The 22,384-nt window shown below is 55.1% G+C and carries 20 protein-coding genes and 1 pseudogene; 12 read left to right on the top strand and 9 right to left on the bottom strand.

Annotated features, from left to right (window positions below; genetic code table 11):
• Positions 1-15: 15 nt before the first annotated feature.
• Positions 16-1,293: a DUF445 domain-containing protein gene (locus tag F3J38_RS14320; protein WP_167139433.1), complete on the top strand. Its 1,278-nt coding sequence runs from the start codon at positions 16-18 to the stop codon at positions 1,291-1,293.
• Positions 1,294-1,379: 86 nt separating this feature from the next.
• On the opposite strand, the gene lptG is transcribed toward F3J38_RS14320, so the two are convergent.
• Together lptG and lptF are read right to left on the bottom strand one after the other, a co-directional pair.
• On the bottom strand, positions 1,380-2,456 hold the full coding sequence (lptG, locus tag F3J38_RS14325) for an LPS export ABC transporter permease LptG (RefSeq protein ID WP_167139434.1): 1,077 nt from the start codon (positions 2,454-2,456) through the stop codon (positions 1,380-1,382).
• Positions 2,456-3,556 carry an LPS export ABC transporter permease LptF gene (lptF, locus tag F3J38_RS14330; protein ID WP_167139439.1) on the bottom strand — a complete coding sequence of 367 codons (1,101 nt, stop codon included), beginning with the start codon at positions 3,554-3,556 and terminating at the stop codon, positions 2,456-2,458. Before lptF ends, lptG begins: the two co-directional genes overlap by 1 nt.
• A gap of 267 nt (positions 3,557-3,823) precedes the next feature.
• On the opposite strand from lptF, the gene pepA reads away from it, so the two are divergent.
• The 4 genes from pepA to F3J38_RS14350 all read left to right on the top strand — a co-directional run bounded on the left by pepA (position 3,824) and on the right by F3J38_RS14350 (position 9,302).
• Positions 3,824-5,335, top strand: coding sequence for a leucyl aminopeptidase (gene pepA, locus F3J38_RS14335; protein ID WP_034826455.1), 1,512 nt, complete (start codon positions 3,824-3,826; stop codon positions 5,333-5,335).
• Positions 5,336-5,412: 77 nt separating this feature from the next.
• Positions 5,413-5,874: a DNA polymerase III subunit chi gene (locus tag F3J38_RS14340; RefSeq protein ID WP_058971041.1), complete on the top strand. Its 462-nt coding sequence runs from the start codon at positions 5,413-5,415 to the stop codon at positions 5,872-5,874.
• A gap of 2 nt (positions 5,875-5,876) precedes the next feature.
• A complete protein-coding gene (locus tag F3J38_RS14345) occupies positions 5,877-8,732 on the top strand; it encodes a valine--tRNA ligase (RefSeq protein ID WP_167139441.1) in 2,856 nt (951 codons plus the stop codon).
• Positions 8,733-8,795: 63 nt separating this feature from the next.
• The gene (locus tag F3J38_RS14350) at positions 8,796-9,302 is read left to right on the top strand and encodes a GNAT family N-acetyltransferase (protein WP_370661725.1); all 507 of its coding nucleotides are present in this window, start codon (positions 8,796-8,798) and stop codon (positions 9,300-9,302) included.
• Positions 9,303-9,328: 26 nt separating this feature from the next.
• Here the strand turns inward: F3J38_RS14350 and miaE are convergent, their stop codons facing one another.
• Both miaE and rraB read right to left on the bottom strand, forming a co-directional pair.
• Entirely contained in the window at positions 9,329-10,090 is a 762-nt protein-coding gene (gene miaE, locus F3J38_RS14355) for a tRNA isopentenyl-2-thiomethyl-A-37 hydroxylase MiaE (protein WP_167139443.1), read from the bottom strand.
• Positions 10,091-10,149: 59 nt separating this feature from the next.
• The gene (gene rraB / locus F3J38_RS14360; RefSeq protein WP_034826466.1) at positions 10,150-10,572 is read right to left on the bottom strand and encodes a ribonuclease E inhibitor RraB; all 423 of its coding nucleotides are present in this window, start codon (positions 10,570-10,572) and stop codon (positions 10,150-10,152) included.
• Positions 10,573-10,736: 164 nt separating this feature from the next.
• Between rraB and argF the strand changes: the two genes are divergently transcribed.
• The 4 genes from argF to ridA all read left to right on the top strand — a co-directional run bounded on the left by argF (position 10,737) and on the right by ridA (position 13,853).
• A complete protein-coding gene (argF, locus tag F3J38_RS14365; protein WP_167139445.1) occupies positions 10,737-11,744 on the top strand; it encodes an ornithine carbamoyltransferase in 1,008 nt (335 codons plus the stop codon).
• A gap of 234 nt (positions 11,745-11,978) precedes the next feature.
• Positions 11,979-12,914: an aspartate carbamoyltransferase gene (pyrB, locus tag F3J38_RS14370; RefSeq protein WP_167139447.1), complete on the top strand. Its 936-nt coding sequence runs from the start codon at positions 11,979-11,981 to the stop codon at positions 12,912-12,914.
• Between the two features lie 10 nt (positions 12,915-12,924).
• The gene (pyrI, locus tag F3J38_RS14375; protein WP_084934255.1) at positions 12,925-13,389 is read left to right on the top strand and encodes an aspartate carbamoyltransferase regulatory subunit; all 465 of its coding nucleotides are present in this window, start codon (positions 12,925-12,927) and stop codon (positions 13,387-13,389) included.
• A gap of 77 nt (positions 13,390-13,466) precedes the next feature.
• A complete protein-coding gene (gene ridA / locus F3J38_RS14380) occupies positions 13,467-13,853 on the top strand; it encodes a 2-iminobutanoate/2-iminopropanoate deaminase (protein ID WP_034826478.1) in 387 nt (128 codons plus the stop codon).
• Between the two features lie 143 nt (positions 13,854-13,996).
• On the opposite strand, the gene F3J38_RS14385 is transcribed toward ridA, so the two are convergent.
• Positions 13,997-16,381 (bottom strand): beta-N-acetylhexosaminidase, encoded by a 2,385-nt coding sequence (locus F3J38_RS14385; RefSeq protein WP_167139449.1) that lies wholly within the window; start codon positions 16,379-16,381, stop codon positions 13,997-13,999.
• Positions 16,382-16,649: 268 nt separating this feature from the next.
• Between F3J38_RS14385 and nrdD the strand changes: the two genes are divergently transcribed.
• Positions 16,650-18,788, top strand: a complete 2,139-nt coding sequence (nrdD, locus tag F3J38_RS14390) for an anaerobic ribonucleoside-triphosphate reductase (RefSeq protein ID WP_167139451.1) — start codon at positions 16,650-16,652, stop codon at positions 18,786-18,788.
• Positions 18,785-19,249 (top strand): annotated as a pseudogene (nrdG, locus tag F3J38_RS14395) (anaerobic ribonucleoside-triphosphate reductase-activating protein); the annotation flags it as partial. The gene nrdD and the pseudogene nrdG, both read left to right, overlap by 4 nt.
• Here nrdG and F3J38_RS14400 read toward each other — a convergent pair.
• Both F3J38_RS14400 and F3J38_RS14405 read right to left on the bottom strand, forming a co-directional pair.
• A complete protein-coding gene (locus F3J38_RS14400; protein WP_167139455.1) occupies positions 19,244-20,281 on the bottom strand; it encodes a permease in 1,038 nt (345 codons plus the stop codon). The pseudogene nrdG and the gene F3J38_RS14400 overlap by 6 nt on opposite strands.
• A 127-nt stretch (positions 20,282-20,408) precedes the next feature.
• Complete coding sequence (locus F3J38_RS14405; RefSeq protein WP_167139456.1) at positions 20,409-20,849, bottom strand: YhbP family protein; 441 nt, start codon at positions 20,847-20,849, stop codon at positions 20,409-20,411.
• Positions 20,850-20,929: 80 nt separating this feature from the next.
• Between F3J38_RS14405 and F3J38_RS14410 the strand changes: the two genes are divergently transcribed.
• The gene (locus F3J38_RS14410) at positions 20,930-21,217 is read left to right on the top strand and encodes a GIY-YIG nuclease family protein (protein ID WP_167139458.1); all 288 of its coding nucleotides are present in this window, start codon (positions 20,930-20,932) and stop codon (positions 21,215-21,217) included.
• On the opposite strand, the gene F3J38_RS14415 is transcribed toward F3J38_RS14410, so the two are convergent.
• Positions 21,201-21,707 (bottom strand): GNAT family N-acetyltransferase, encoded by a 507-nt coding sequence (locus tag F3J38_RS14415; protein ID WP_034826492.1) that lies wholly within the window; start codon positions 21,705-21,707, stop codon positions 21,201-21,203. The genes F3J38_RS14410 and F3J38_RS14415 overlap by 17 nt on opposite strands.
• Positions 21,701-22,225 carry a ubiquinone anaerobic biosynthesis accessory factor UbiT gene (gene ubiT / locus F3J38_RS14420; protein ID WP_167139460.1) on the bottom strand — a complete coding sequence of 175 codons (525 nt, stop codon included), beginning with the start codon at positions 22,223-22,225 and terminating at the stop codon, positions 21,701-21,703. The genes F3J38_RS14415 and ubiT overlap by 7 nt, the downstream gene beginning before the upstream one ends.
• Positions 22,226-22,384: the final 159 nt, after the last annotated feature.

Here is a 22,384-nt window from a genome sequence, read left to right on the forward strand (position 1 = left end):
TGCTAAACTCAAGAAATGGATAAACATCAACAACTCAAACGGAGCAAGCGTCTGGCACTGGCGCTGCTGCTGATTGCGGCAGCGACATTTGTCGTGACGCTGTTTCTGCCACCTAATTTCTGGGTGCTTGGCCTGAAGGCCATCGCGGAAGCGGCGATGGTCGGTGCGCTGGCAGACTGGTTTGCCGTGGTCGCGCTGTTTCGTCGCGTGCCGGTGCCCTTCATCTCGCGGCATACCGCGATTATCCCGCGCAATAAGGATCGTATCGGCGAGAATTTGGGGCGCTTTGTGCAGGAAAAATTCCTCGATACTGATTCGTTGCTGGCGCTGATTCGCCGCCACGATCCTTCGCAGATGCTGGCGCAGTGGCTTAACACGCCGGGCAATGCCGATCGTATCGGTCGCCATCTGTTGCAGGTGATGCGCGGCTTCCTTGATCTCACGGATGATGAACGCATCCAGCGCTTCCTGCGCCGGGCCGTGCATCGTGCACTGGATAAGGTCGATCTCACCCAATCCAGCGCGCTGTTACTGGATAGCCTGACCAAAAATAATCGTCATCAGGAACTGCTGGATACGGCAGTGCAACAGTTGCTGCGACTGCTGCACAAGCCTGGCACGCGTGAGTTTATCGCAACTCAGATTGTGCGCTGGCTGAAGCGCGAACATCCGATCAAAGCCAAAATGCTGCCCACCGAATGGCTAGGTGAGCACAGCGCTGAAGTCGTGGCCAACGCCGTCGATTCAATTCTCGATGAAGTGGCGATCAATCAGGGTCACGAGCTGCGTCTGGGCTTTGACCGCGCCGTGCAGCGCCTGATTCAGAAGCTGAAAACCGATCCCGAAATGGCCGAACGTGCTGAGGTGATTAAAAGCTGGCTGAAAGAAGATGAGTCGCTGAATCGTTACATCGGCGAACTGTGGCAAGATCTACGTAGCTGGCTGAAGACCGACCTCAACAGTGAAGACTCCCGCGTGCAGGAGCGCGTGCGTCTGGCGGCGCTGTGGTTCGGCGAAACCTTGGCAGCAGATGAAGCACTGCGCACCTCAATGAATCAGCACCTGGAAGATGCCGCCCGTAGTATTGCACCAGAGTTCGCCGAATTCCTAACGCGCCACATCAGCGATACCGTGAAGAGCTGGGATGCGCGTGAGATGTCACAGCAGATTGAGCTGAACATCGGCCGTGATTTGCAGTTCATTCGTATTAACGGGACGTTGGTCGGTGGCACCATTGGGTTAGTGTTGTATCTGCTATCACAGCTGCCGCTTCTGGTGCAGACCCTTCGTTAGTCAACATCGGTAATAAAAAAGGTCGCCATAAGTGGCGACCTGAGTAAATCTCTGTGGTGACAGCGTTTATGCTGCCCATCGACCTGTCAACTGCGTTTCATCAGCAAATACAAGCTGATGGCAAAGAACGCGGCACTCGGCAACAGCGCACCCAGAATCGGCGGTATGCCATACACGAGGCTCAATGGGCCAAAGATCTGGTCCAGCACGTAGAACAGGAAGCCGAAGCTAATACCCGTCACCACGCGCACACCCATCGACACACTACGCAGTGGGCCGAAGATAAACGACAGCGCCATCAACATCATCACCGCCACTGACAGTGGCTGGAAGATTTTACCCCACATATTCAGCTGATAACGTCCAGAAACCTGGCCGCTCTGCTTGAGGTACTTACTGTAGTTGTACAGGCCGCTGATCGACAGCGCATCCGGGTCTAACGCCACCACACCGAGTTTGTCTGGCGTCAGGTTGGTTTTCCATTCCCCGCCAAGACTTTGTGAGCCGGTAATCTGTTTGGCGTCGCTGAGGTTAGATTCATCCACCTGCGACAGCACCCAAAGCTTCTTGTCGTTATTCCAGGTCGCACTGGCGGCATAACGCACGCTGAGTAAACGACGCTGATCGGTGAAGGTGTAAATGCTGACGCCATCGATCTCGTTATCATTTTTGATACGCTCGATATAGATGAAGTCATGGCCATCCTTCGCCCATAGTCCACTTTGCGTCGACATCAGCGAGCCGCCATACAGCTGCTGCGCACGGTAGTTACGCGCCATTTGTTCACCCTGTGGCGCGACAAACTCACCCACCGCCATGGTCAGCAGCACCAGCGGAATCGCCGTTTTCATTACCGCCAGCGCCACTTGCATGCGGGTAAAACCCGATGCCTGCATCACCACCAGCTCGCTGCGTTGTGCCAAGGTTCCCAAGCCCAACAGTGCACCCAGCAGCGCGGCCATCGGGAAGAAGATCTCGATATCTTTCGGCACGCTGAGCAGCGTGTAGTAACCGGCATCAAGCGCGGTGTAAGCGCCCTGGCCGGTTTTGCGCAGCTGATCGACAAACTTAATAATGCCTGACAGCGACACCAGCATGAATAGCGTCAGCATGATGGTGTTGAAGATGGTCTTACCGATATAGCGATCAAGGACCTTAAACATCAGAGCGATCCTCCACGGCTAAAACGACCACGAATACGGCGCATTGGCACTGTATCCCACAGGTTCAACACCACCGCCAATGCCAGATAAGAGAGGTTAACCACCCACATCCAAATCGCGGGATCGAACTTGCCTTTCGCTGCGTTGGAGCGCAACGAACTCTGCAACAGGAAGAAGATCAGATACAGCAGCATCGCCGGCAGCATCGACAACACGCGGCCCTGGCGCGGGTTGACCACGCTGAGCGGCACCACCATCAACGCCATCACCAGTACCGCAAACACCAGCGTTAAACGCCAGTGGAACTCAGCCTGGAACTGCGGCGTTTTGGTTTTAAACAAGGTGCTGATATCCGCCTGATCGGCATCATTTGGATCGAGCGTGGCTTCTTTATAGCCCACCAGCGCCTGATAGTTGGTGAAGTCCGTAATGCGGAAGTCGCGCAGCATCGCCGTACCTTCAAAGCGCGTGCCTTTATCCAGCGTCACCACTTGTGAGCCGTCTTTGCGCTGCTCCATATGACCGCTGTCGGCCAACACCACTGAGGGACGTGCATTACCTTTTGGACGCAGCTGCGCCAGGAACACGTTACCAAACGTGTTGCCTTTGACGTTCTCGACAAACAGCACGGTATTACCGTCGCTGGAGGTCTGGAACTGGCCCGCTGCCAGCGCCGCTGCGCCGGGGTTGGCTTTGGCATTTTGTGTGACTTCATCCTGGTAACGCGATGACCACGGCCCTAACCAGAGGACGTTGACCGCTGCTACCGCTGAAGTCAGCAGCATCAGTATCATCGCGGCCTTGACCAGCACGCTTTTCCCCAAGCCGCAGGCATGCATCACCGTGATCTCACTTTCGGTGTACAGCCGCCCAAGGGTCATCAGAATCGCCAGAAACAAGCTTAGGGGCAGGATAAGTTGTGCCATTTCAGGCACGCCAAGTCCTAACAATGTCAGAACCAGATTTGTTGGGATCTCGCCATCCACCGCTGCACCCAAAATCCTGACTAACTTCTGGCAAAAGAAGATCAGTAGCAGGATGAACAGGATAGCCAGCTGGCTTTTGAGCGTTTCCCGAACCAGATATCTAATGATGATCACGCTTAGTACGCCTGTGATAACTTGTCTTTTTGCAGGAAAATCGCTAGTTTCAACGCTTATCAGCCATTTTTCTTCATCAATGGCCGTCATCGTAGCTAAAATAGTATGACGAATGCGTTAGGGTGGTGAAAAAACAACACATTGCCACCACATCTCATTATGACCGTCGGCGTTAAATTGTCATGGCGCCGCTAAAAATAATGGGTTACGAACGCGCTACATTCTAACGACAGCTAAGGCCGTTGTCTTTAAGATTCAGGAGAGTGCATGGAGTTCAGTGTAAAAAGCGGTAGCCCGGAAAAACAGCGTAGCGCCTGCATTGTTGTGGGCGTTTTCGAACCGCGCCGTTTGTCACCCATTGCTGAACAGCTGGATAAAATCAGCGACGGCTACATCAGCGCCCTGCTGCGCCGCGGTGAACTGGAAGGCAAAGTCGGTCAGACATTGCTGCTGCACCATGTGCCTAATATCCTGTCTGAACGTATCCTGTTGATCGGCTGCGGTAAAGAGCGCGAGCTGGATGAGCGCCAGTACAAACAGGTGATTCAGAAGACCATCAATACGCTGAACGACACCGGTTCGATGGAAGCGGTGTGCTTCCTGACCGAACTGCACGTGAAAGGGCGCAATACTTACTGGAAAGTGCGTCAGGCGGTCGAAACCTCAAAAGAAGCGCTCTACAACTTTGATCAGCTGAAAAGCAACAAAGTTGAGCCGCGCCGTCCGTTGCGTAAGCTGGTGTTTAACGTGCCAACCCGTCGTGAACTCACCAGCGGTGAGCGCGCTATTCAGCACGGTTTAGCGGTGGCAGCTGGCGTGAGAGCCGCCAAAGACCTCAGTAATATGCCGCCAAATATTTGTAACGCCGCGTATCTGGCGTCGCAGGCACGTCAGTTGGCGGATGCGTACAGCAAAAATGTGACCACACGAGTCATCGGCGAACAGCAGATGAAAGAACTGGGCATGAACGCTTATCTGGCGGTCGGTGCTGGCTCACACAACGAATCGCTGATGTCGGTAATTGAGTACAAAGGCAGCACCGATCCGGAAGCGCGTCCAATTGTGCTGGTGGGTAAAGGCCTGACCTTCGATTCCGGCGGTATCTCGATCAAACCGGCCGATTCGATGGACGAGATGAAATACGACATGTGCGGCGCGGCGTCAGTGTACGGCGTGATGCGCATGGTGGCGGAACTCAATCTGCCGCTGAACGTCGTCGGCGTACTGGTGGGCTGTGAGAACATGCCGGATGGTCGTTCGATGCGCCCAGGCGATGTGCTGACCACCATGTCGGGCCAAACAGTGGAAGTGCTGAATACCGACGCCGAAGGACGCCTGGTGCTGTGTGATGCGTTAACCTACGTTGAGCGCTTCGAACCAGAAGTAGTGATAGATGTTGCAACCCTGACCGGTGCCTGCGTGATTGCGCTCGGCCATCACGTCAGCGGTTTGATGTCAAACCATAATCCGCTGGCGCATGAGTTAATCAGCGCCTCGGAACAAGCGGGTGACCGCGCCTGGCGTCTGCCGATGGCCGATGAGTATCAGGAACAGCTGGAATCCAATTTTGCCGATATGGCAAACATTGGCGGTCGTCCTGGCGGTGCCATCACGGCGGCCTGTTTCCTGGCGCGTTTTGCGCGTAAGTTTAACTGGGCGCACCTGGACATCGCGGGTACCGCATGGCGCTCTGGCAAGGCCAAAGGCGCCACCGGTCGTCCGGTTCCGCTGCTGTCGCAGTTCCTGTTGAACCGCGCAGGATTGAACGGCGACGATTAATCGCGGTTCAAAGATAGACGTATGAACTCATGGGGCGCAGAATGCGCCCCACTGTCATTAATGGAAATATTCCCGCCATGAAAAACGCCACTTTCTATGTGATGGAGTCGGAAAGCGCCAGCGACGGCCTTAGCGCCATCGAAGCACTGGTGTGCGATCTGGCCGAAACACGCTGGCGTGACGGCAAACGCATTCTGATTGCCTGTGAAAACGAAGAGCAGGCGAATCGCCTGGATGAGGCGCTCTGGCAGCGCCCCGCCAACGCCTTTGTGCCACACAATCTGGCGGGTGAAGGCCCACGCTATGGTGCCCCGGTTGAGCTGGCCTGGCCACAACGGCGTGGCAGTTCGCCACGAGACCTGCTGATCAGCCTGCTGCCACAGTTCGCAGATTTTGCTACTGGTTTCCATGAAGTGATAGACTTTGTTCCTTACGAAGAATCCTTAAAACAACTGGCGCGCGATCGCTACAAAGCGTATCGCAGCGTTGGTTTCCAATTGAATACGGCGACGCCACCCCCGCCGCAAACGACAGTGTAGAAATGGAAAAGACATATAACCCGCAAGATATCGAGCAGCCGCTCTACGAGCACTGGGAACAGCAGGGCTACTTTAAACCGAATGGCGACATCAGCCAGGAAAGCTTTTGCATCATGATCCCGCCGCCGAACGTCACCGGCAGCTTGCATATGGGTCACGCTTTCCAGCAGACCATCATGGATACCATGATTCGTTACCAGCGTATGCAGGGTAAAAACACCCTGTGGCAGGCAGGTACTGACCATGCCGGTATCGCGACGCAGATGGTGGTTGAGCGCAAGATCGCCGCTGAAGAGGGCAAAACTCGCCAGGATTACGGCCGTGATGCTTTCATCGACAAAATCTGGCAGTGGAAAGCAGAGTCTGGCGGCACTATTACCCGTCAGATGCGTCGCCTTGGCAACTCCGTGGATTGGGAGCGCGAACGCTTCACCATGGATGAAGGCCTGTCGAATGCGGTGCGTGAAGTCTTCGTGCGCCTGTATAAAGAGAATCTGATTTACCGTGGCAAACGCCTGGTGAACTGGGATCCAAAACTGCGTACCGCTATCTCCGACCTGGAAGTGGAAAACCGCGAGAGCAAAGGCTCAATGTGGCATATCCGCTACCCGCTGGCGGATGGCGTGAAAACCGCAGAAGGCAAAGATTATCTGGTGGTCGCCACCACTCGTCCGGAAACCCTGCTGGGCGATACCGGCGTGGCGGTGAACCCGGAAGATCCGCGCTATAAAGATCTGATCGGTAAAGAGCTGATCCTGCCGCTGGTGAATCGCCGCATTCCGATCGTCGGCGATGAGCACGCGGACATGGAAAAAGGCACCGGCTGCGTGAAGATCACCCCAGCGCATGACTTCAACGACTACGAAGTGGGTCGTCGTCACAAGCTGCCAATGATCAACATCCTGACCTTTGATGGCGATATCCGCGAGCGTGCGGAAGTGTTCGACACCAACGGTGAAGTCAGCGACGAATGCGCCGATGAGATCCCAGCGCAGTTCCAGAAAATGGAGCGTTTCGCGGCGCGTAAAGCCATGGTGGCTGCGGTTGATGAACTCGGCCTGCTGGATGAAATCAAACCACACGATCTGACCGTGCCTTACGGCGACCGTGGCGGCGTGGTGATCGAGCCGATGCTGACCGACCAATGGTATGTGCGCACCGCCCCGCTGGCCAAAGTTGCAGTGGAAGCCGTCGAAAACGGTGACATCCAGTTCGTGCCAAAACAGTACGAAAACATGTACTTCTCATGGATGCGTGACATTCAGGATTGGTGCATCTCGCGTCAACTGTGGTGGGGACATCGCATCCCGGCCTGGTACGACAATGACGGCAACGTCTATGTGGGTCGTACTGAAGCCGAAGTGCGTCAGGAAAATAACCTGGCTGACGTTGTAGTGCTGCGCCAGGACGATGACGTGCTGGACACCTGGTTCTCATCAGGTCTGTGGACCTTCTCCACCCTTGGCTGGCCAGAGAATACCGAAGCGCTGCGTACCTTCCACCCAACCAGCGTGTTGGTGAGCGGCTTCGACATCATCTTCTTCTGGATTGCGCGCATGATCATGCTGACCATGCACTTCATCAAAGATGAAGACGGCAAGCCACAGGTGCCGTTCAAAACCGTGTATATGACCGGTTTGATCCGTGATGAAGAAGGCCAGAAGATGTCCAAGTCGAAAGGCAACGTCATCGATCCACTGGATATGATCGACGGCATTTCGCTGGAAGACCTGCTGGAAAAACGCACCGGTAACATGATGCAGCCGCAGCTGGCTGAGAAGATCCGCAAGCGTACCGAGAAGCAGTTCCCGGACGGCATTGTGGCATCAGGCACCGATGCCCTGCGCTTTACCCTGGCGGCACTGGCCTCAACTGGCCGTGACATCAACTGGGACATGAAGCGTCTTGAAGGTTATCGCAACTTCTGTAACAAGCTGTGGAACGCCAGCCGCTTCGTGCTGATGAACACCGAAGAGCACGATTGCGGCCAGAACGGCGGCGAACTGAAGCTGTCACTGGCCGATCGCTGGATTCTGACCGAATTCAACAGCACCGTGAAAGCTTATCGTGAAGCGCTGGACAGCTATCGCTTTGATATCGCTGCCAACATTCTGTATGACTTCACCTGGAACCAGTTCTGTGACTGGTATCTGGAGCTGACTAAGCCAGTGATGAGCAACGGCAGCGAAGCGGAACTGCGCGGCACGCGTAATACGCTGGTTACCGTGCTGGAAGCGGTCTTGCGCCTGGCGCACCCAATCATTCCTTACATCACCGAAACCATCTGGCAGCGTGTCAAAGGTCTGAAGAACATCGATCACGACACCATCATGCTGCAGCCGTTCCCGCAGTTTGACGCGGCAAAAGAAGATGTGGAAGCCAAAGCGGATATCGAGTGGATCAAGCAGGCGATCGTGGCAGTGCGTAACATCCGTGCTGAAATGAACATCGCACCGGGTAAACCGCTGGATGTGCTGCTGCGTGACTGCTCGCCAACCGCGCAGCGTCGTGTTGATGAGAACCGTAGCTTCATGTCACGCCTCGCGCGTCTGGAAAGCCTGACCATTCTGCCTACAGGCGAGAAAGGTCCAATCTCGGTCACCAAGATCGTTGAAGGCGCTGAGCTGCTGATTCCAATGGCGGATCTGGTCAACAAAGAAGCCGAGCTGGAGCGTCTGGCGAAAGAGCTGGCCAAGCTGGATGTTGAGATTGAGAAGATCCAGGTCAAACTGGCGAACGAAGGCTTTGTGGCACGTGCACCGGAAGCGGTCGTGGCCAAAGAGCGCGATCGTATTGTTGAGCTGGAACAATCAAAAGCAAAACTGATTGAACAGCAGGGCGTGATTGCGGCATTGTAAGCGCATCAGTCCAATTGCTAAATCATAGCCGGGCACTGCCCGGCTTTTTTACACCGGAAGAGAATGATGACCACCGCTACGCCATTGAATTTGCAGGTGCGCCCGATTGTCGCTGCCGATAACCCGCTCATTGCCCAAGTGATCCGTGATGTGTCCGCTGAATTCGGCCTGACGGCCGATAAAGGCTACACCGTGTCCGATCCGAATCTAGACCGTCTGTTCGAGCTGTATAGTGAAGAGAACAGTGCGTATTGGATCGTCGAGCATGAAGGCGTTGTCGTGGGCGGCGGCGGCGTGGCACCTTTGGCGTGTAGCGCGCCGGACATCTGCGAATTGCAGAAGATGTACTTCCTGCCCCAAGTGCGCGGTTTAGGACTGGCACGCGCGCTCGCGTTGCGGGCGATGGATTATGCGCGTCAGCAGGGCTTTCGTCGCTGCTACCTGGAAACCACCGGCACCCTCACCCGCGCGATTAAGCTGTATGAATCACTGGGATTTGAGCTGATTGATAACGCGATGGGTTGTACCGGGCACGGCGATTGTGAAGTGCGGATGCTGAAGGTGTTGTGATGAGTGCGCAGGGTTGCGCACTCGCTTTAAAATGCGGGCACACCGCTATGGAAACGCAACTCACCATCAGGCTCGCTGATTAATTTCGCTTCTGCTGCACCAAACGCCTGTACGCGCGGTGCAATATCCTTCGCAGAAATTTGTTCCGCCAGCTTCAGGTAGTCCTGATAGTGGCGCGCTTCAGAACGCAGCAGCGAAATATAGAACTTCTGCAGTTGATCATCCAGATACGGCGCCAGGCTGGCAAAACGCTCACAGGATCGCGCTTCGATATAGGCTCCGCAAATCAGCTTATCCACCAGCGCTTCAGGTTCAAACGTACGGATTTCACGAATCAGCCCTTTGGCATAGCGGCTGGCAGTGATTTTGCGATACGGCAAACGCCGCGACTGCATGATTTCCCACACCTGATAAAAATGATGCAGCTCTTCTTTGATCAGCAGAATCATCATCTCGACTAAGTCATCCGCCCACGGCAGTTCATTACGCACGATGATGCTCTTGGTCAGATTCTTGTGCGCATTGATAAAGTTGCTGTCCGGCTCATCGCGATAGATGAAATCTTCGTACGGCTTGAGCCACGCCAGAATGGCATCGCCACTGGGTTTATCGGCCACATACTTACGAATGATAAACACCGCGGTTTGTGCCGCTTTTAACTCGCACACCATGTGATCGGTCAATAGCAGCGTCAGGTTTTCCGGCTTGCGCGCTTCATCAATCCACGCTTGTGGCGTGCGGCAATGCAGGAATTCATAAATGGGTTCTAACAGGGGAGCGTAATTCATCGGCGTTCTTTATCTGGCGGGGAAGTGGTTCTGGGCGGCGAGTGCCGCCCGCTTAAGACTTAGTGACGCACACCGTCGTCTTCTTCGTCGTCGATGAAATCACCATCGTCGTCTTCATCTTCCGCGTCCGGGTCTTCGAAGTAAGTGCCCCAACCGTCGTAATCAACGTTGAACTTACCGGCCAGATTAACCAGTTGCTCAACTTGTGCATCAATCAGCTCTGGCTTTAATGCGCCTTCACTCAGGATATCCACACACATCACCGTGCCGCCCTCTTCCAGCTCCAGCTCTTCTGGCTCGCTCACTTCAAAGCCCAGTTTGAAAGCCTCAACCGCGACTTTCTCCAGTGAGTCGAAGTTGTTGCAAGAGAGGTGATGCTCGATAGTGTAAAGCGCATCCGGATCGCTGCCGTCTTCCAGCAACTCTTCAATGATCAGGCGGGTTTCTTCGCGCTGTTCTTCCAGCAATGCTTCATATGCCATGTGCGTGTCCTCAAAATGTTCGACGTGAATGCAATTATTTTCCCACACTGCCTCGCGCGCCACTACACAAAACGGAAAGTTTCTTAACGCCGGGGTTGAAAATGCATATTCATACGGTTAGATTGAATTTTAATTCATTATTAGTCCCCCATCTGGAGCGCTGTATGAGTCAGCTGTATTCGAGACACTTCCTGAGATTGCTGGATTTCACCCCCGCTGAAATCGCCGACCTGCTAAGTCTGGCAGGTGAATTAAAACACGCTAAGAAAAATGCCCAAGAAACGCAGTACCTGAAAGGCAAGAATATCGCGCTCATCTTCGAAAAAGACTCGACCCGCACCCGATGCTCTTTCGAAGTTGCCGCATACGATCAGGGCGCTAACGTCACTTACCTCGGCCCAAGCGGCAGCCAAATCGGCCATAAAGAGTCAATGAAAGACACTGCGCGCGTTCTTGGCCGCATGTATGACGGCATCCAGTATCGTGGCTTCGGTCAGGAACTGGTGGAAACGCTGGCGGAATTTGCCGGTGTGCCGGTATGGAACGGATTGACGACGGAGTTTCATCCGACTCAGTTGCTGGCAGACTTACTGACTATGCAGGAACATTTGCCGGGCAAACCGCTGAGCGAGATGACACTGGTGTATGTGGGTGACGCACGCAACAACATGGGTAACAGCATGCTGGAAGCCGCTGCGCTGGTAGGTTTGGATTTGCGTCTTGTCGCACCAAAAGGCTGCTGGCCGGAAGAGCAGTTGGTGGAACAGTGCCGTGTTGCAGCACAGAAAACCGGCGGCAAAATCACCCTGACGGAAGACATTGGCGAAGGCGTTCAAGGTGCTGATTTCATCTACACTGATGTGTGGGTGTCGATGGGTGAAGCCAAATCAGTGTGGGAAGAACGTATCGCTTTGCTTCGTCCTTACCAGGTGAACAGCGCGATGCTGGCTCTGACCGGCAATCCGCAGGTGAAATTCCTGCACTGCCTGCCCGCCTTCCATGACGATCAAACCACGTTGGGCCGTCAGATGGCTGAACAGTATGGTCTGCATGATGGCATGGAAGTGAGTAATGAAGTGTTTGAATCGGCACATAGCATTGTGTTTGATCAGGCGGAAAACCGCATGCACACCATCAAAGCGGTAATGGTGGCGACACTGGGTAATAAGTAAAAGCAAACGATTACCTCGCGTGCGATTTCTGCTTGATGCAAATCAGTGAATGCGTATAATGCGCCACAATTTGCCGGAGGAAACATGCAACAGCGCAGCGCACAATTTGCCGCTCTACCCCGCCTGACCACAGGCGATGCACCCGTTTCTTTCCGTCAACCATTGATCGTAAAAAAAGCCCCTTAAGCAGGGGCTTTTTTTTGTCCGCAATCCGGCAGCGCAGAGGAGAACGCTATGGCCAACCCGCTATATCGCAAGCACATTATTTCCATCAATGATCTCAACCGCGATGAGCTGGAGCTGGTGTTGCACACTGCCGCCCAGCTCAAGGCTCATCCCCAGCCGGAACTGCTGAAACACAACGTGATTGCCAGCTGCTTCTTTGAAGCCTCAACGCGCACCCGTTTGTCGTTTGAGAGTGCTATGCACCGTTTAGGCGCTTCGGTGGTGGGCTTCGCCGATGGCGGCAACACGTCGCTGGGCAAAAAAGGGGAAACCCTCGCCGACACCATTTCGGTGATTAGCACCTATGTGGATGCGATTGTCATGCGCCATCCACAAGAAGGCGCGGCGCGTCTGGCCACCGAATTCTCGAGCGGCATCCCCATTCTGAATGCCGGTGACGGCGCCAACCAGCACCCCACGCAAACGCTGCTCGATCTCTTCACCATCCGTGAAACCCAGAGCCGCCTCGATAATCTTAACGTGGCGATGGTCGGTGACCTGAAATATGGCCGCACCGTGCACTCGCTAACACAGGCGCTGGCGAAGTTTAGCGGCAACCGCTTCTACTTTATCGCGCCGGATGCACTGGCGATGCCGTCCTACATCACTGACATGCTGGATGAGCAGAACATTGTCTGGTCGCGCCATGACAGCATCGAAGAAGTGATGCCAGAGTTGGATATCCTGTACATGACGCGCGTGCAGAAAGAGCGTCTTGATCCTTCAGAGTACGCCAACGTAAAGGCGCAGTTCATCCTGCGTGCGGCGGACCTGGCCGGTGCGCGCGACAACATGAAGGTGCTGCACCCGCTGCCGCGCGTGGATGAGATCACCACCGACGTCGACAGCACGCCACACGCCTGGTATTTCCAGCAGGCAGGCAACGGCATCTTCGCCCGCCAGGCACTGCTGGCACTGGTATTAAATAGCGAACTGGCACTGTAAGGAGAAACCGATGACTCACGATAATAAATTGCAGGTTGAAGCCATCAAGCGCGGCACGGTAATCGACCATATTCCTGCACAGATTGGTTTTAAATTACTGTCACTGTTTCGCCTGACCGAGACCGATCAACGCATTACCATCGGTCTTAATCTGCCTTCCGGCGAGATGGGGCGCAAAGATCTGATCAAGATCGAAAATACCTTCCTGACTGATGATCAGATCAACCAGCTTGCGGTGTATGCGCCGCTGGCGACGGTGAATCGCATCGACGATTACGAAGTGGTGGCGAAGATCGCGCCAACACTGCCGGATCGGATTGACCGCGTCCTCACCTGCCCGAACAGCAACTGCATTAGCCGCAGCGAGCCGGTATTCAGCAGCTTTGCGGTGAAACAGCGTAATGACGATGTGCATCTGAAGTGCAAATACTGCGAGAAAGAGTTCGCGCGCCACGTGGTACTCGGTCACTGGTAATCGGATCAATCCTCCCTATAATGGGCAAACCATTTCGCGGCTGACATTGGTTGGTCGCGTACTTCTAAGGAGAAACAATGTCTCGCGAAATCAGCACAGAAAAAGCACCCGCAGCGATTGGCCCTTACGTGCAGGGCGTGGATCTCGGCAGTATGATCATCACTTCAGGTCAGATTCCTGTCGATCCGGCAACCGGTGCCGTCGCAGATGATGTCTCTGCACAGGCGCGTCAGTCGCTGGAAAATGTGAAGGCGATTGTTGAAGCCGCTGGCCTGAAAGTGGGCGACATTGTGAAAACCACCGTGTTTGTAAAAGATCTCAATGACTTCGCAACCGTGAATGCGACCTATGAGGCCTTCTTTACCGAGCATAACGCCAGCTTCCCAGCACGCTCATGCGTGGAAGTGGCGCGTCTGCCAAAAGACGTGAAGATTGAAATCGAGGCAATTGCTGTACGTCGTTAATCGGCGCCAGGCAATCTGTTGTCTTCACTGAGTCCTCTCACGCCAAAGCAGGAGAGGACTCAGTGAGTTGATTGATGTTCGCTGATGTACTTTATACTGCATTAAAACGCCCCACCGCCCGTTGGCGGCAGCGCGTTTGGTCTCTACTTCGATGACCTCAACAACTTCTCCAGCGGCCTGACCAACGCCAGCACCGTTTCATCCTGCACTTCTGCCGCAGCGTCCAGTTTGGCGCGCATCTCAGCCACTTCACTCGCACCATATGCCTGATTACGCTGCATCGCATTGACCAGATCCAGCCCCATACGGCTCAACTGCGCCACCTGCTGCACCTGCTGCTGCAACGGTTTAAGTTGGTAGTTAGCCAACACCAGCGGCATCACGGCATCGCTGTTGTTCTGCCAACGTTGCAACTGCTGGCGAATGGCGTCAGCAGCCACCCGATCTTCTCGGTTCGCCATCAGCGCATCCACCTGCTTATCCAGTTGGCGCACGGGTTCGCTCTCGGCGGGCAACACATCCGCCAGGCGGTTGAGTGGTTCGAAGTAATCATAATGCCCTGCCTGGAACTTCAAGTGCTGGCGAGTGTAATACTGTGCCGGTTCCAGCACTTCTGCCAACACGCGCAACGGTGCGATATCCGTCGTGTTTGCCAGTCGCATCATTTGCACTTCCGCCTGCTGATGCTGTTGCAGTCCCACAGACACCGCCCCCCAACGATCCACCGCATTTAAGCGTTGATACATGTTGTCGCTGTCGGTGACATCCTTGGCAGACCACAGCCGCTCAGCCACGACAAAGGCACGCGGCCATAAACGCGTATCGATCACCCGGCTGTTGACGTTTTCCGCCCACAGCGCGGCTTCACCGCCGATCAGGTTGTTTTGCATTTGCTCTGGCGTCGGCACGGAAGGCTGAATGCCGGTGGGCACCTGCGCGAGTTTGCTGCCCTCGGTGGGATAACGCACATTGCCTACCAGCATATAGCCGGTTAATTTATCCTGCGTTAAGGTCACGATGGGCTGGAAAGGGCCCATCCAGGTATCGACATTAAAGGTCAGCTGCGTCGGCGATAACCAGCGAATACCACTCACCATGCGACGCGCTTTACCGTTGAAGTCAATAAAGCCCCGCCAACCCTTTTTACCTTCCACCAGCGTAAAGCTGCCTTTTACCGGGCTGCCTTTCAGGCGCGGCATGGTGAACTGCCAGCTCTGCGTCTGTTCACCGGCCTGAATCTGGTCCTGGCCATTAAGCCCTTGCGGCCAGGGCTCGTTACGATAGTGATAAGCAGCCGTCTGTGGCTGATCGAGATAGAAACCGGTTGAGAGAATGCCACGGAAATCGTGCTTCGCCACCTCACCGAGTGCATCCTGTCCCTGCCAGGACTGGATCAAAATGCTGTTCGGCAGGTCCGGATGGTAAACCTCATCCCAGCCAATCATCCGGCGCTGATGCGCTTCCAGGATCTTCTCCACTCGCTGATTGAACCACGCCTGTAATGCGTGTGTGTCCTTCAGACCATGGTCGCGCATAAACTGCTGAATCTTTGGCGAGTCGTTCCATTGGGTCGGATCCACTTCATCGCCGCCGATATGGATATAAGGATCGGGGAAGATCGCCGTAACCTCGCCCATTAGCGTATCGATGAAGGTGAAGACCGCTTCGTTGCTGGGATCGAGCAGCGGTTTAAACACGCCCCAGCCGCGTTCCATCTTGTACGGGCCCGGTGCGCTGAGCAGCTCTGGCATCGCCACTGCAATCGCCGAGGCGTGCCCTGGCACATCAATTTCTGGCACCACGCGCACGCCGCGCTGGGTGGCGTAACGCACCACATCCCGCATCTGCTGCTGCGTGTAATACGAGCCATCGCTGGCATTCTCCTGCAACTGCGGATAGTGGCTGGAGGCAAATCGCCAGCCCTGATCGTCGGTCAGATGCCAATGGAACACGTTCATACGCGCAGCGGCGATACCGTCGATCTGCCGCTTCACCGTTTCAATCGGCAGGAAATGGCGCGCCGAATCGATCAGCACCCCGCGCCACGGGAAACGCGGTTTGTCGTCAATGGTGACGTAAGGGATCTGCGTTCCCGTCTCATTATTTTCAATCAGCTGTAGCAGGGTTTCCATGCCGCGCATGGCACCGAAACGCGTGTTGGCTTTGAGTATCACGCCGCTGCTGTTGACCTCAAGATGGTAGCTCTCATCGCTGTCCGGTTGTGGCAAGGGATCTACTGCCTGAGCGATTTGCACCTGAAGGGTGGCCTGATCGCTCGGCGCACTGGCGGGCAGCAGCGGCCAACCGGTTTGACGTGAAATGCGCGCACGCCAGCGCGCTTCAGCCCCCTCCAGATGATCGCCCGTAATATGCAGCGTAAATTGCGGTGTCAGCGTCAATGCGCCGCCGCTGGCAGGCTGCACCACTTTTTGCGGCCAGGGCATCAATGGCAGATCGTTAATCGGTGCGGCAATAGAAGAGAAAGTCAGGGATAAACAACAGGCGAGCAGCGTTCGTTGCAGAGGCATGTAAGGCATCCTTGTGAATAATGACGGGCCAAAAATAGGCAAAAAAACCATTAAACCTGCTTCGCATCGCAAATCAAGTTGTACGAGGTCGAAGTTTGGGCAGCTTAAAACTTTTGAAGTTTAGTCCGCTTAACCATTGTGCGGCTTTCAAACTTCGTTATGCCTTCTTTGCGGCAGGTCAAAAACGGCGCGATTAATTTCCGCCAAAACACCACATGTAGCGATTACACTCTCCATAAATGCCCATATATAGTCTCACGGAGAAGAAATGGCGACGGTGGTAATTAAGCGTGACGGCTGCAGAGTGCCGTTTGAAGCGCAGCGTATCGCGCTAGCGGTGCAGGCGGCGGCGCGGGCTGCACAAATAGAGGATGCGAGCTGGTGTACTCAGGTCGCTGAGCAAGTGAGCCAGCGACTGTCCGACCGCAATGAGGTCGATATACGTGACATCCAGTGTGCGGTGGAAGAGACGCTGATGGCCGGGCGCTGGCCGCAGCTGGCGCGCGCCTATATCGAATATCGCCATGACCGTGATTTAGCCCGTGAACAGCGTGGCAAACTGCATCACGCGATTCGTGGCCTGGTTGAACAGACCAATGCCGCGTTGCTCAACGAAAACGCCAACAAAGACAGCAAAGTGATCCCCACCCAGCGCGACTTACTGGCAGGCATCGTTGCCAAGCATTATGCCCAACAGCAGCTGCTGCCGCGTGATGTGGTACTGGCGCATGAGCGCGGTGAGATCCACTATCACGATCTCGACTATTCGCCGTTTTTCCCGATGTTTAACTGCATGTTGATCGATCTTCAGGGCATGTTGAACAATGGCTTTAAGATGGGCAATGCCGAAATCGAGCCGCCGAAATCCATTGCCACCGCGACGGCGGTGACGGCGCAGATCATTGCGCAGGTCGCCAGCCATATTTACGGTGGCACCACCATCAACCGCATTGATGAAGTGCTGGCGCCGTTTGTGAATCTCAGCCTTGAAAAGCATCGCGCGGTGGCTGTGGAATGGCAGATCCCGGATGCAGAAGCCTATGCGCGCGTACGCACCGAGAAAGAGTGTTATGACGCATTCCAGTCTCTGGAATATGAGGTCAACACGCTGCACACCGCCAATGGGCAGACGCCGTTTGTCACCTTTGGCTTTGGTCTCGGCACCGATTGGGCCGCGCGCCTGATTCAGCAGTCGATTCTACGCAACCGCATTGCGGGATTAGGTAAAAACCATAAAACCGCGGTGTTCCCGAAACTGGTGTTCGCCATCCGCGAAGGTGTGAATCGTCGTCCCGATGATTTTAACTACGACATCAAACAGCTGGCGCTGGAGTGTGCCAGCAAGCGCATGTATCCCGACATTCTCAATTACGACAAGGTGGTGGAAGTCACCGGTTCGTTCAAAACCCCGATGGGCTGCCGCAGCTTCCTCGGCGTGTATGAGGAAAACGGTAAGCAGATTCATGAAGGGCGCAACAATATTGGGGTGATAAGCCTGAACCTGCCGCGCATTGCACTGGAAGCCAAAGGCAATGAAGCTCATTTCTGGCTGCTGCTGGATGAACGGCTTGAACTGGCTAAACGGGCATTGATGACGCGCATTGCCCGACTGGAGAAAACCAAGGCGCGTGTCGCACCGATTCTCTACATGGAGGGCGCATGTGGCGTTCGCCTGAATGCCGATGACGAAGTCGGCACGATTTTCCGCAACGGCCGTGCTTCGATCTCGCTCGGCTACATCGGCCTGCATGAAACGCTGAACGCGCTGAGTGGCAATGAAGTTCATCCTTATGATGCGCAGCACCTGCGGGAAAAAGGCGTGGCGATTGTGCAGCGACTGCGTGCTGCTGTGGATGCGTGGAAAGACGAGACCGGCTACGGTTTTAGCCTATACAGCACGCCGAGCGAGAATCTCTGCGATCGCTTCTGCCGTCTCGATGCCGCCGAGTTTGGCGTGGTGCCAGGGGTCACCGATAAAGGCTATTACACCAACAGCTTCCATCTCGACGTCGAAAAGAAAGTGAATCCCTACGACAAGATCGACTTTGAAGCGCCCTACCCGGCCATCGCCAATGGCGGCTTCATCTGTTACGGCGAATACCCCAATATTCAGCACAACCTCAAGGCGCTGGAGGATGTATGGGATTACAGCTATCAACGCGTGCCCTATTACGGCACCAACACGCCCATCGATGAGTGCTATGAATGCGGCTTCACCGGCGAATTCAGTTGCACCAGTAAAGGCTTTACCTGCCCGAGCTGCGGAAACCACGATCCGGCTCGCGTCTCCGTCACGCGCCGCGTCTGTGGTTATCTGGGCAGCCCCGACGCGCGCCCCTTTAACGCCGGTAAGCAGGAAGAGGTACAGCGTCGCGTTAAACATCTGGATACCGGACAGTTAGGATGATGCGTATTCATCGCTATTACGCCGTCGATATCGTCAACGGGCCGGGCACGCGCTGCACGCTCTTTGTCGCCGGGTGCGAGCATCAGTGTCGCGGCTGTTACAACCAGAGCACCTGGCGGCTCGATTCCGGTAATCCCTTCACGCTGGAGATGGAGGAGCAGCTGATAGCCGATCTCAAGGATCAGCGCATTCCACGTCAGGGGTTGTCGCTCAGCGGCGGCGATCCACTTCATCCGCACAATGTGCCGCACATCCGCCGTCTGGTGAAACGTGTGCGCCGTGAATGCCCGGACAAGGATATCTGGCTGTGGACAGGTTATGAGATGGCAGAACTTAGCGCAGCGCAGCGTGAAGTGGTGGCTGAAATTGATGTGCTGATCGATGGCCGGTTTGTGGAAGCGGAGAAAGATGCGCGGCTGCTGTGGCGCGGCAGCCGCAATCAGAAGATCTGGTATTTACGTCAGCCACAGGGCGAGTGTGCCGAGGATGATGCCGCTGAGCGCCACGCCAATCAGCGCGATCCACAAGGCGCGCGCCGGGAAGGCACGGTGCAGCATCAGTAGCGATGGCACACTCACGGCGGGTAAGGTGACTAGCAGCGCCAGCGCTGGCGCGATCCCCATGCCCGCCAGCATCATGGTCTGCACAATCGGGATTTCTGCAGCGGTGGGAATGACAAACAAACAGCCCGCTATCGCCATCAGCATCACCCAAAACAGCGTATTGCCCACCGCACCATCGGCATGCGGGAACAGCCAGACACGCGCAGCGCCCAATAACAGCACGGCAGTGATATACAGCGGGATGGTGTTCCAGAACAGCCGCCACATCACGCCCAGCCAGCGAGCAAGGAATGGCTGATCAATGCTTGCAGCCATCACCACAGGCGCTGCGACCCTGCTATCTGGCACGCTACGCTGCACCAGCGATGCAATGCCCAGCACCATGATTAAGCTCGCCACCAGCCGAATCGCCGCGAAGTGCCAACCCAGCACAAATCCCATAAAGATTAACGTGGCGGGATTTAATAGCGGATTGGCCAGCCAAAAGGCCATCGCCGCCCCGCTCGACACCTGCGACTGACGCAAACCCGCCGCCACCGGCGCTGCACAACAGGTGCACATCATGCCCGGCAAGCCTAAACCGGTGCCGATCAGCGTCGATCCAAACCGCGAGTTGCCCATCAGGTGCAGCAGCCAGTTGCGCGGGATCAGCACCTGTACCAGCGAGCCCAAAATCACACCTAGCACAGCGGCTTTCCAGACCGCGAGGAAATAAACCATCGCGTAATCCAGCGCCGCGCGCCACGGTGAATCCGCGGCATTCGCCAAAATGGATTTGCCGATTGAATGGGTTTCAGCCGCCGTGAAGGCCTTGCCGTAATAGGGCTGCCACTTGACGTACCACAGGCCGATAACCACCACGACGAGAAACAGCAAAGGTTTCCACCATGCGAAGCGCGCCGCTGGTGCAGAAGATGCGAGTTGGGTCATAACAGAATCCGTATTCTACAGAATAACGTATGCCGCACCGGGAGGCGCGGCGGTTAATCCATAGTGTTATTCAGGTTATTGGAATCTGCTATGCAAAGTTAGCGTAAGTTTGATCGGGCGCGGAAAATTAACTTTCGCCGGATTTATCGCGCTGCCAAAGGATTTTTTTGCCGAAGCCCAGCGCGTTGTCGGTCATCTTCAGCTCATCCAACATAATCTCCCACAAGGGTGCCTGAACCTTGCGGGCAATCGGATAACGTTTCTGGTAGGCATGGCGCGCCTGCACTTCACGCTCTCCAGTAAGCTGCTGAATACGGCCACTGTACTGTACGCCTTTGATTAACAGCACGGTTTTTGGCTGGCCGTTGACTGTGCCCGCGATGCGCGGCTGGGCCTGCATTAACATGCCGTGTCGCGTATCCGGTTCGGTCATCAACCAAAACGCCATCCGTGTTTCATCCAGCACGTAAAAGCAGTTGGCACACCACAGATCGTCGCCATTGCTGGCACATAATGACAGCGCACGCTGTTTTTTAAGAAAACGAATAAGATGAGAATGGTCAGACACAATGCAACTCCATGCGGCAGATAGCGAGGCTAGCCTAAGCGCGCTACACTGCCCAACAGCCATTGAACAGGAAAAGTCATATGCAACAGGGCTGGCAGCTCTATATGCTGCAAACCGCCGCCGGCATGCTTTATACCGGCATTACCACAGATGTTCATCGCCGCCTGCAGCAGCATCAAACCGGGAAAGGTGCGCGCGCATTGCGTGGCAAGGGTCCGCTGACGCTGGTGTTTAATTGCGATGCAGGCGACCGCTCGGCCGCTTCGCGTCTGGAGTATCAGGTGAAGCAACTCAGCCGCACGAAAAAGCTGCTGCTGGTATCGCAGCAGCCTTCATGCCTGAATGCGTGGTTTAATCGAAACGATTAAAGGGTTCGGAGAAAGCGATTAACCCTTCCGCACCCGTAAATGCATCATCCGCTAATTTATACACCTGAAATGCTGCTTCGCTACCCAACCAGCGACAGTGCAGGCCATGACGAGCAGCCGGTTCGAAGCCCAATGGGTTGTAGAATTCGGGGTCGCCCAATACCACCACGGCGCTGTAGCTGAACTCGTTCAGGGAATCGAGCCCTTCATACACCAGTTGTTTAGCAATGCCCTGCTTGCGCACCGATTCATCCACCGCCAGTGGCGCCAGTGCCACCCAGTTGCGGTCTTCGCCTTGTAAGGTGACCGGGCTAAAGGCGGCATAACCCAGCACCTGCCCTTCATCATCCGTGGCCACTACACCTAGCGTTAATAAACCATCTTCACGCAGCTGCTGCACCAGTTCAGCCTCGGCGGAGGTCGCAAAACTACGCTTCAATAAGCTGTCGATGCCCGCCGCATCCACACCAATTTCAGTACGAATCAACATGAGATCCCCGCGCGCGCCTCAGCGGCCTTCGCGTCCTGTTTCATTCCTGCCTCAATAAAGGCAGCCAGCTGCTGCAACCCCGTGCGCAAAGGCGTAGGCATGGCATCCAGTTCAATGGCATCCATCAAATTCTTCACCTCCAAACCCAGCTCCGTGTCGCCCTCAATCACCAAACGGCGTTGAAAAAACAACATATCGGGGTCTGCTTTGCGTGCTGCCACCAGCAACAGATCGTTGGCTTCACCGCGGAACCAGACATCTGCCTCGGCGTCGCGTGAAACGGTCAGGCGCCCATTCTGCAAGGTGGTAATCCACTGCAGATTCACATCCGCGATCTCGATTCCCAGAAAGCGCCCTTCCAGAAAGTCTAACTCACCTTCGGACAAAGCATGACGAAATTGCCAGTTTAAGAGTTGTTGCAAAACCAATTTTTTTACAGGGAAAGGGGTAAATGAGACAGGTAAGGCAAGGAATTCTGGGCCTTTTTCCACAATCAGGCCGCGTAAGCGCGTGAGCATAATCATCAATCCCTACAGAAAATTTTACTTATATTGCCACATCCTCGGCCCTTCGCCTCCACTGAGATCAAGGAAATCGCTTAACGATTGGTTAATTATTCTTCACTCTGCATGATGAATGGCGCTTTCACTGCCTTAAATCAACATTCACGCTTGTCG

The organism is Candidatus Pantoea formicae, from assembly GCF_011752625.1.
In the GTDB taxonomy this organism is placed as follows: domain Bacteria; phylum Pseudomonadota; class Gammaproteobacteria; order Enterobacterales; family Enterobacteriaceae; genus Pantoea; species Pantoea formicae.

What these genes read in the sequence shown, in the direction of transcription:
- F3J38_RS14350 (WP_370661725.1), top strand. Translation starts at nt 8,796, where the DNA reads ATGATGACCACCGCTACGCCATTGAATTTGCAGGTGCGCCCGATTGTC.
- pyrI (WP_084934255.1), top strand. Translation starts at nt 12,925, where the DNA reads ATGACTCACGATAATAAATTGCAGGTTGAAGCCATCAAGCGCGGCACG.
- ridA (WP_034826478.1), top strand. Translation starts at nt 13,467, where the DNA reads ATGTCTCGCGAAATCAGCACAGAAAAAGCACCCGCAGCGATTGGCCCT.
- argF (WP_167139445.1), top strand. Translation starts at nt 10,737, where the DNA reads ATGAGTCAGCTGTATTCGAGACACTTCCTGAGATTGCTGGATTTCACC.
- F3J38_RS14400 (WP_167139455.1), bottom strand. Translation starts at nt 20,281, where the DNA reads ATGACCCAACTCGCATCTTCTGCACCAGCGGCGCGCTTCGCATGGTGG.
- pyrB (WP_167139447.1), top strand. Translation starts at nt 11,979, where the DNA reads ATGGCCAACCCGCTATATCGCAAGCACATTATTTCCATCAATGATCTC.
- F3J38_RS14410 (WP_167139458.1), top strand. Translation starts at nt 20,930, where the DNA reads ATGCAACAGGGCTGGCAGCTCTATATGCTGCAAACCGCCGCCGGCATG.
- F3J38_RS14340 (WP_058971041.1), top strand. Translation starts at nt 5,413, where the DNA reads ATGAAAAACGCCACTTTCTATGTGATGGAGTCGGAAAGCGCCAGCGAC.
- F3J38_RS14415 (WP_034826492.1), bottom strand. Translation starts at nt 21,707, where the DNA reads ATGTTGATTCGTACTGAAATTGGTGTGGATGCGGCGGGCATCGACAGC.
- F3J38_RS14320 (WP_167139433.1), top strand. Translation starts at nt 16, where the DNA reads ATGGATAAACATCAACAACTCAAACGGAGCAAGCGTCTGGCACTGGCG.
- pepA (WP_034826455.1), top strand. Translation starts at nt 3,824, where the DNA reads ATGGAGTTCAGTGTAAAAAGCGGTAGCCCGGAAAAACAGCGTAGCGCC.
- lptG (WP_167139434.1), bottom strand. Translation starts at nt 2,456, where the DNA reads ATGTTTAAGGTCCTTGATCGCTATATCGGTAAGACCATCTTCAACACC.
- F3J38_RS14385 (WP_167139449.1), bottom strand. Translation starts at nt 16,381, where the DNA reads ATGCCTCTGCAACGAACGCTGCTCGCCTGTTGTTTATCCCTGACTTTC.
- F3J38_RS14345 (WP_167139441.1), top strand. Translation starts at nt 5,877, where the DNA reads ATGGAAAAGACATATAACCCGCAAGATATCGAGCAGCCGCTCTACGAG.
- ubiT (WP_167139460.1), bottom strand. Translation starts at nt 22,225, where the DNA reads ATGCTCACGCGCTTACGCGGCCTGATTGTGGAAAAAGGCCCAGAATTC.
- miaE (WP_167139443.1), bottom strand. Translation starts at nt 10,090, where the DNA reads ATGAATTACGCTCCCCTGTTAGAACCCATTTATGAATTCCTGCATTGC.
- rraB (WP_034826466.1), bottom strand. Translation starts at nt 10,572, where the DNA reads ATGGCATATGAAGCATTGCTGGAAGAACAGCGCGAAGAAACCCGCCTG.
- nrdD (WP_167139451.1), top strand. Translation starts at nt 16,650, where the DNA reads ATGGCGACGGTGGTAATTAAGCGTGACGGCTGCAGAGTGCCGTTTGAA.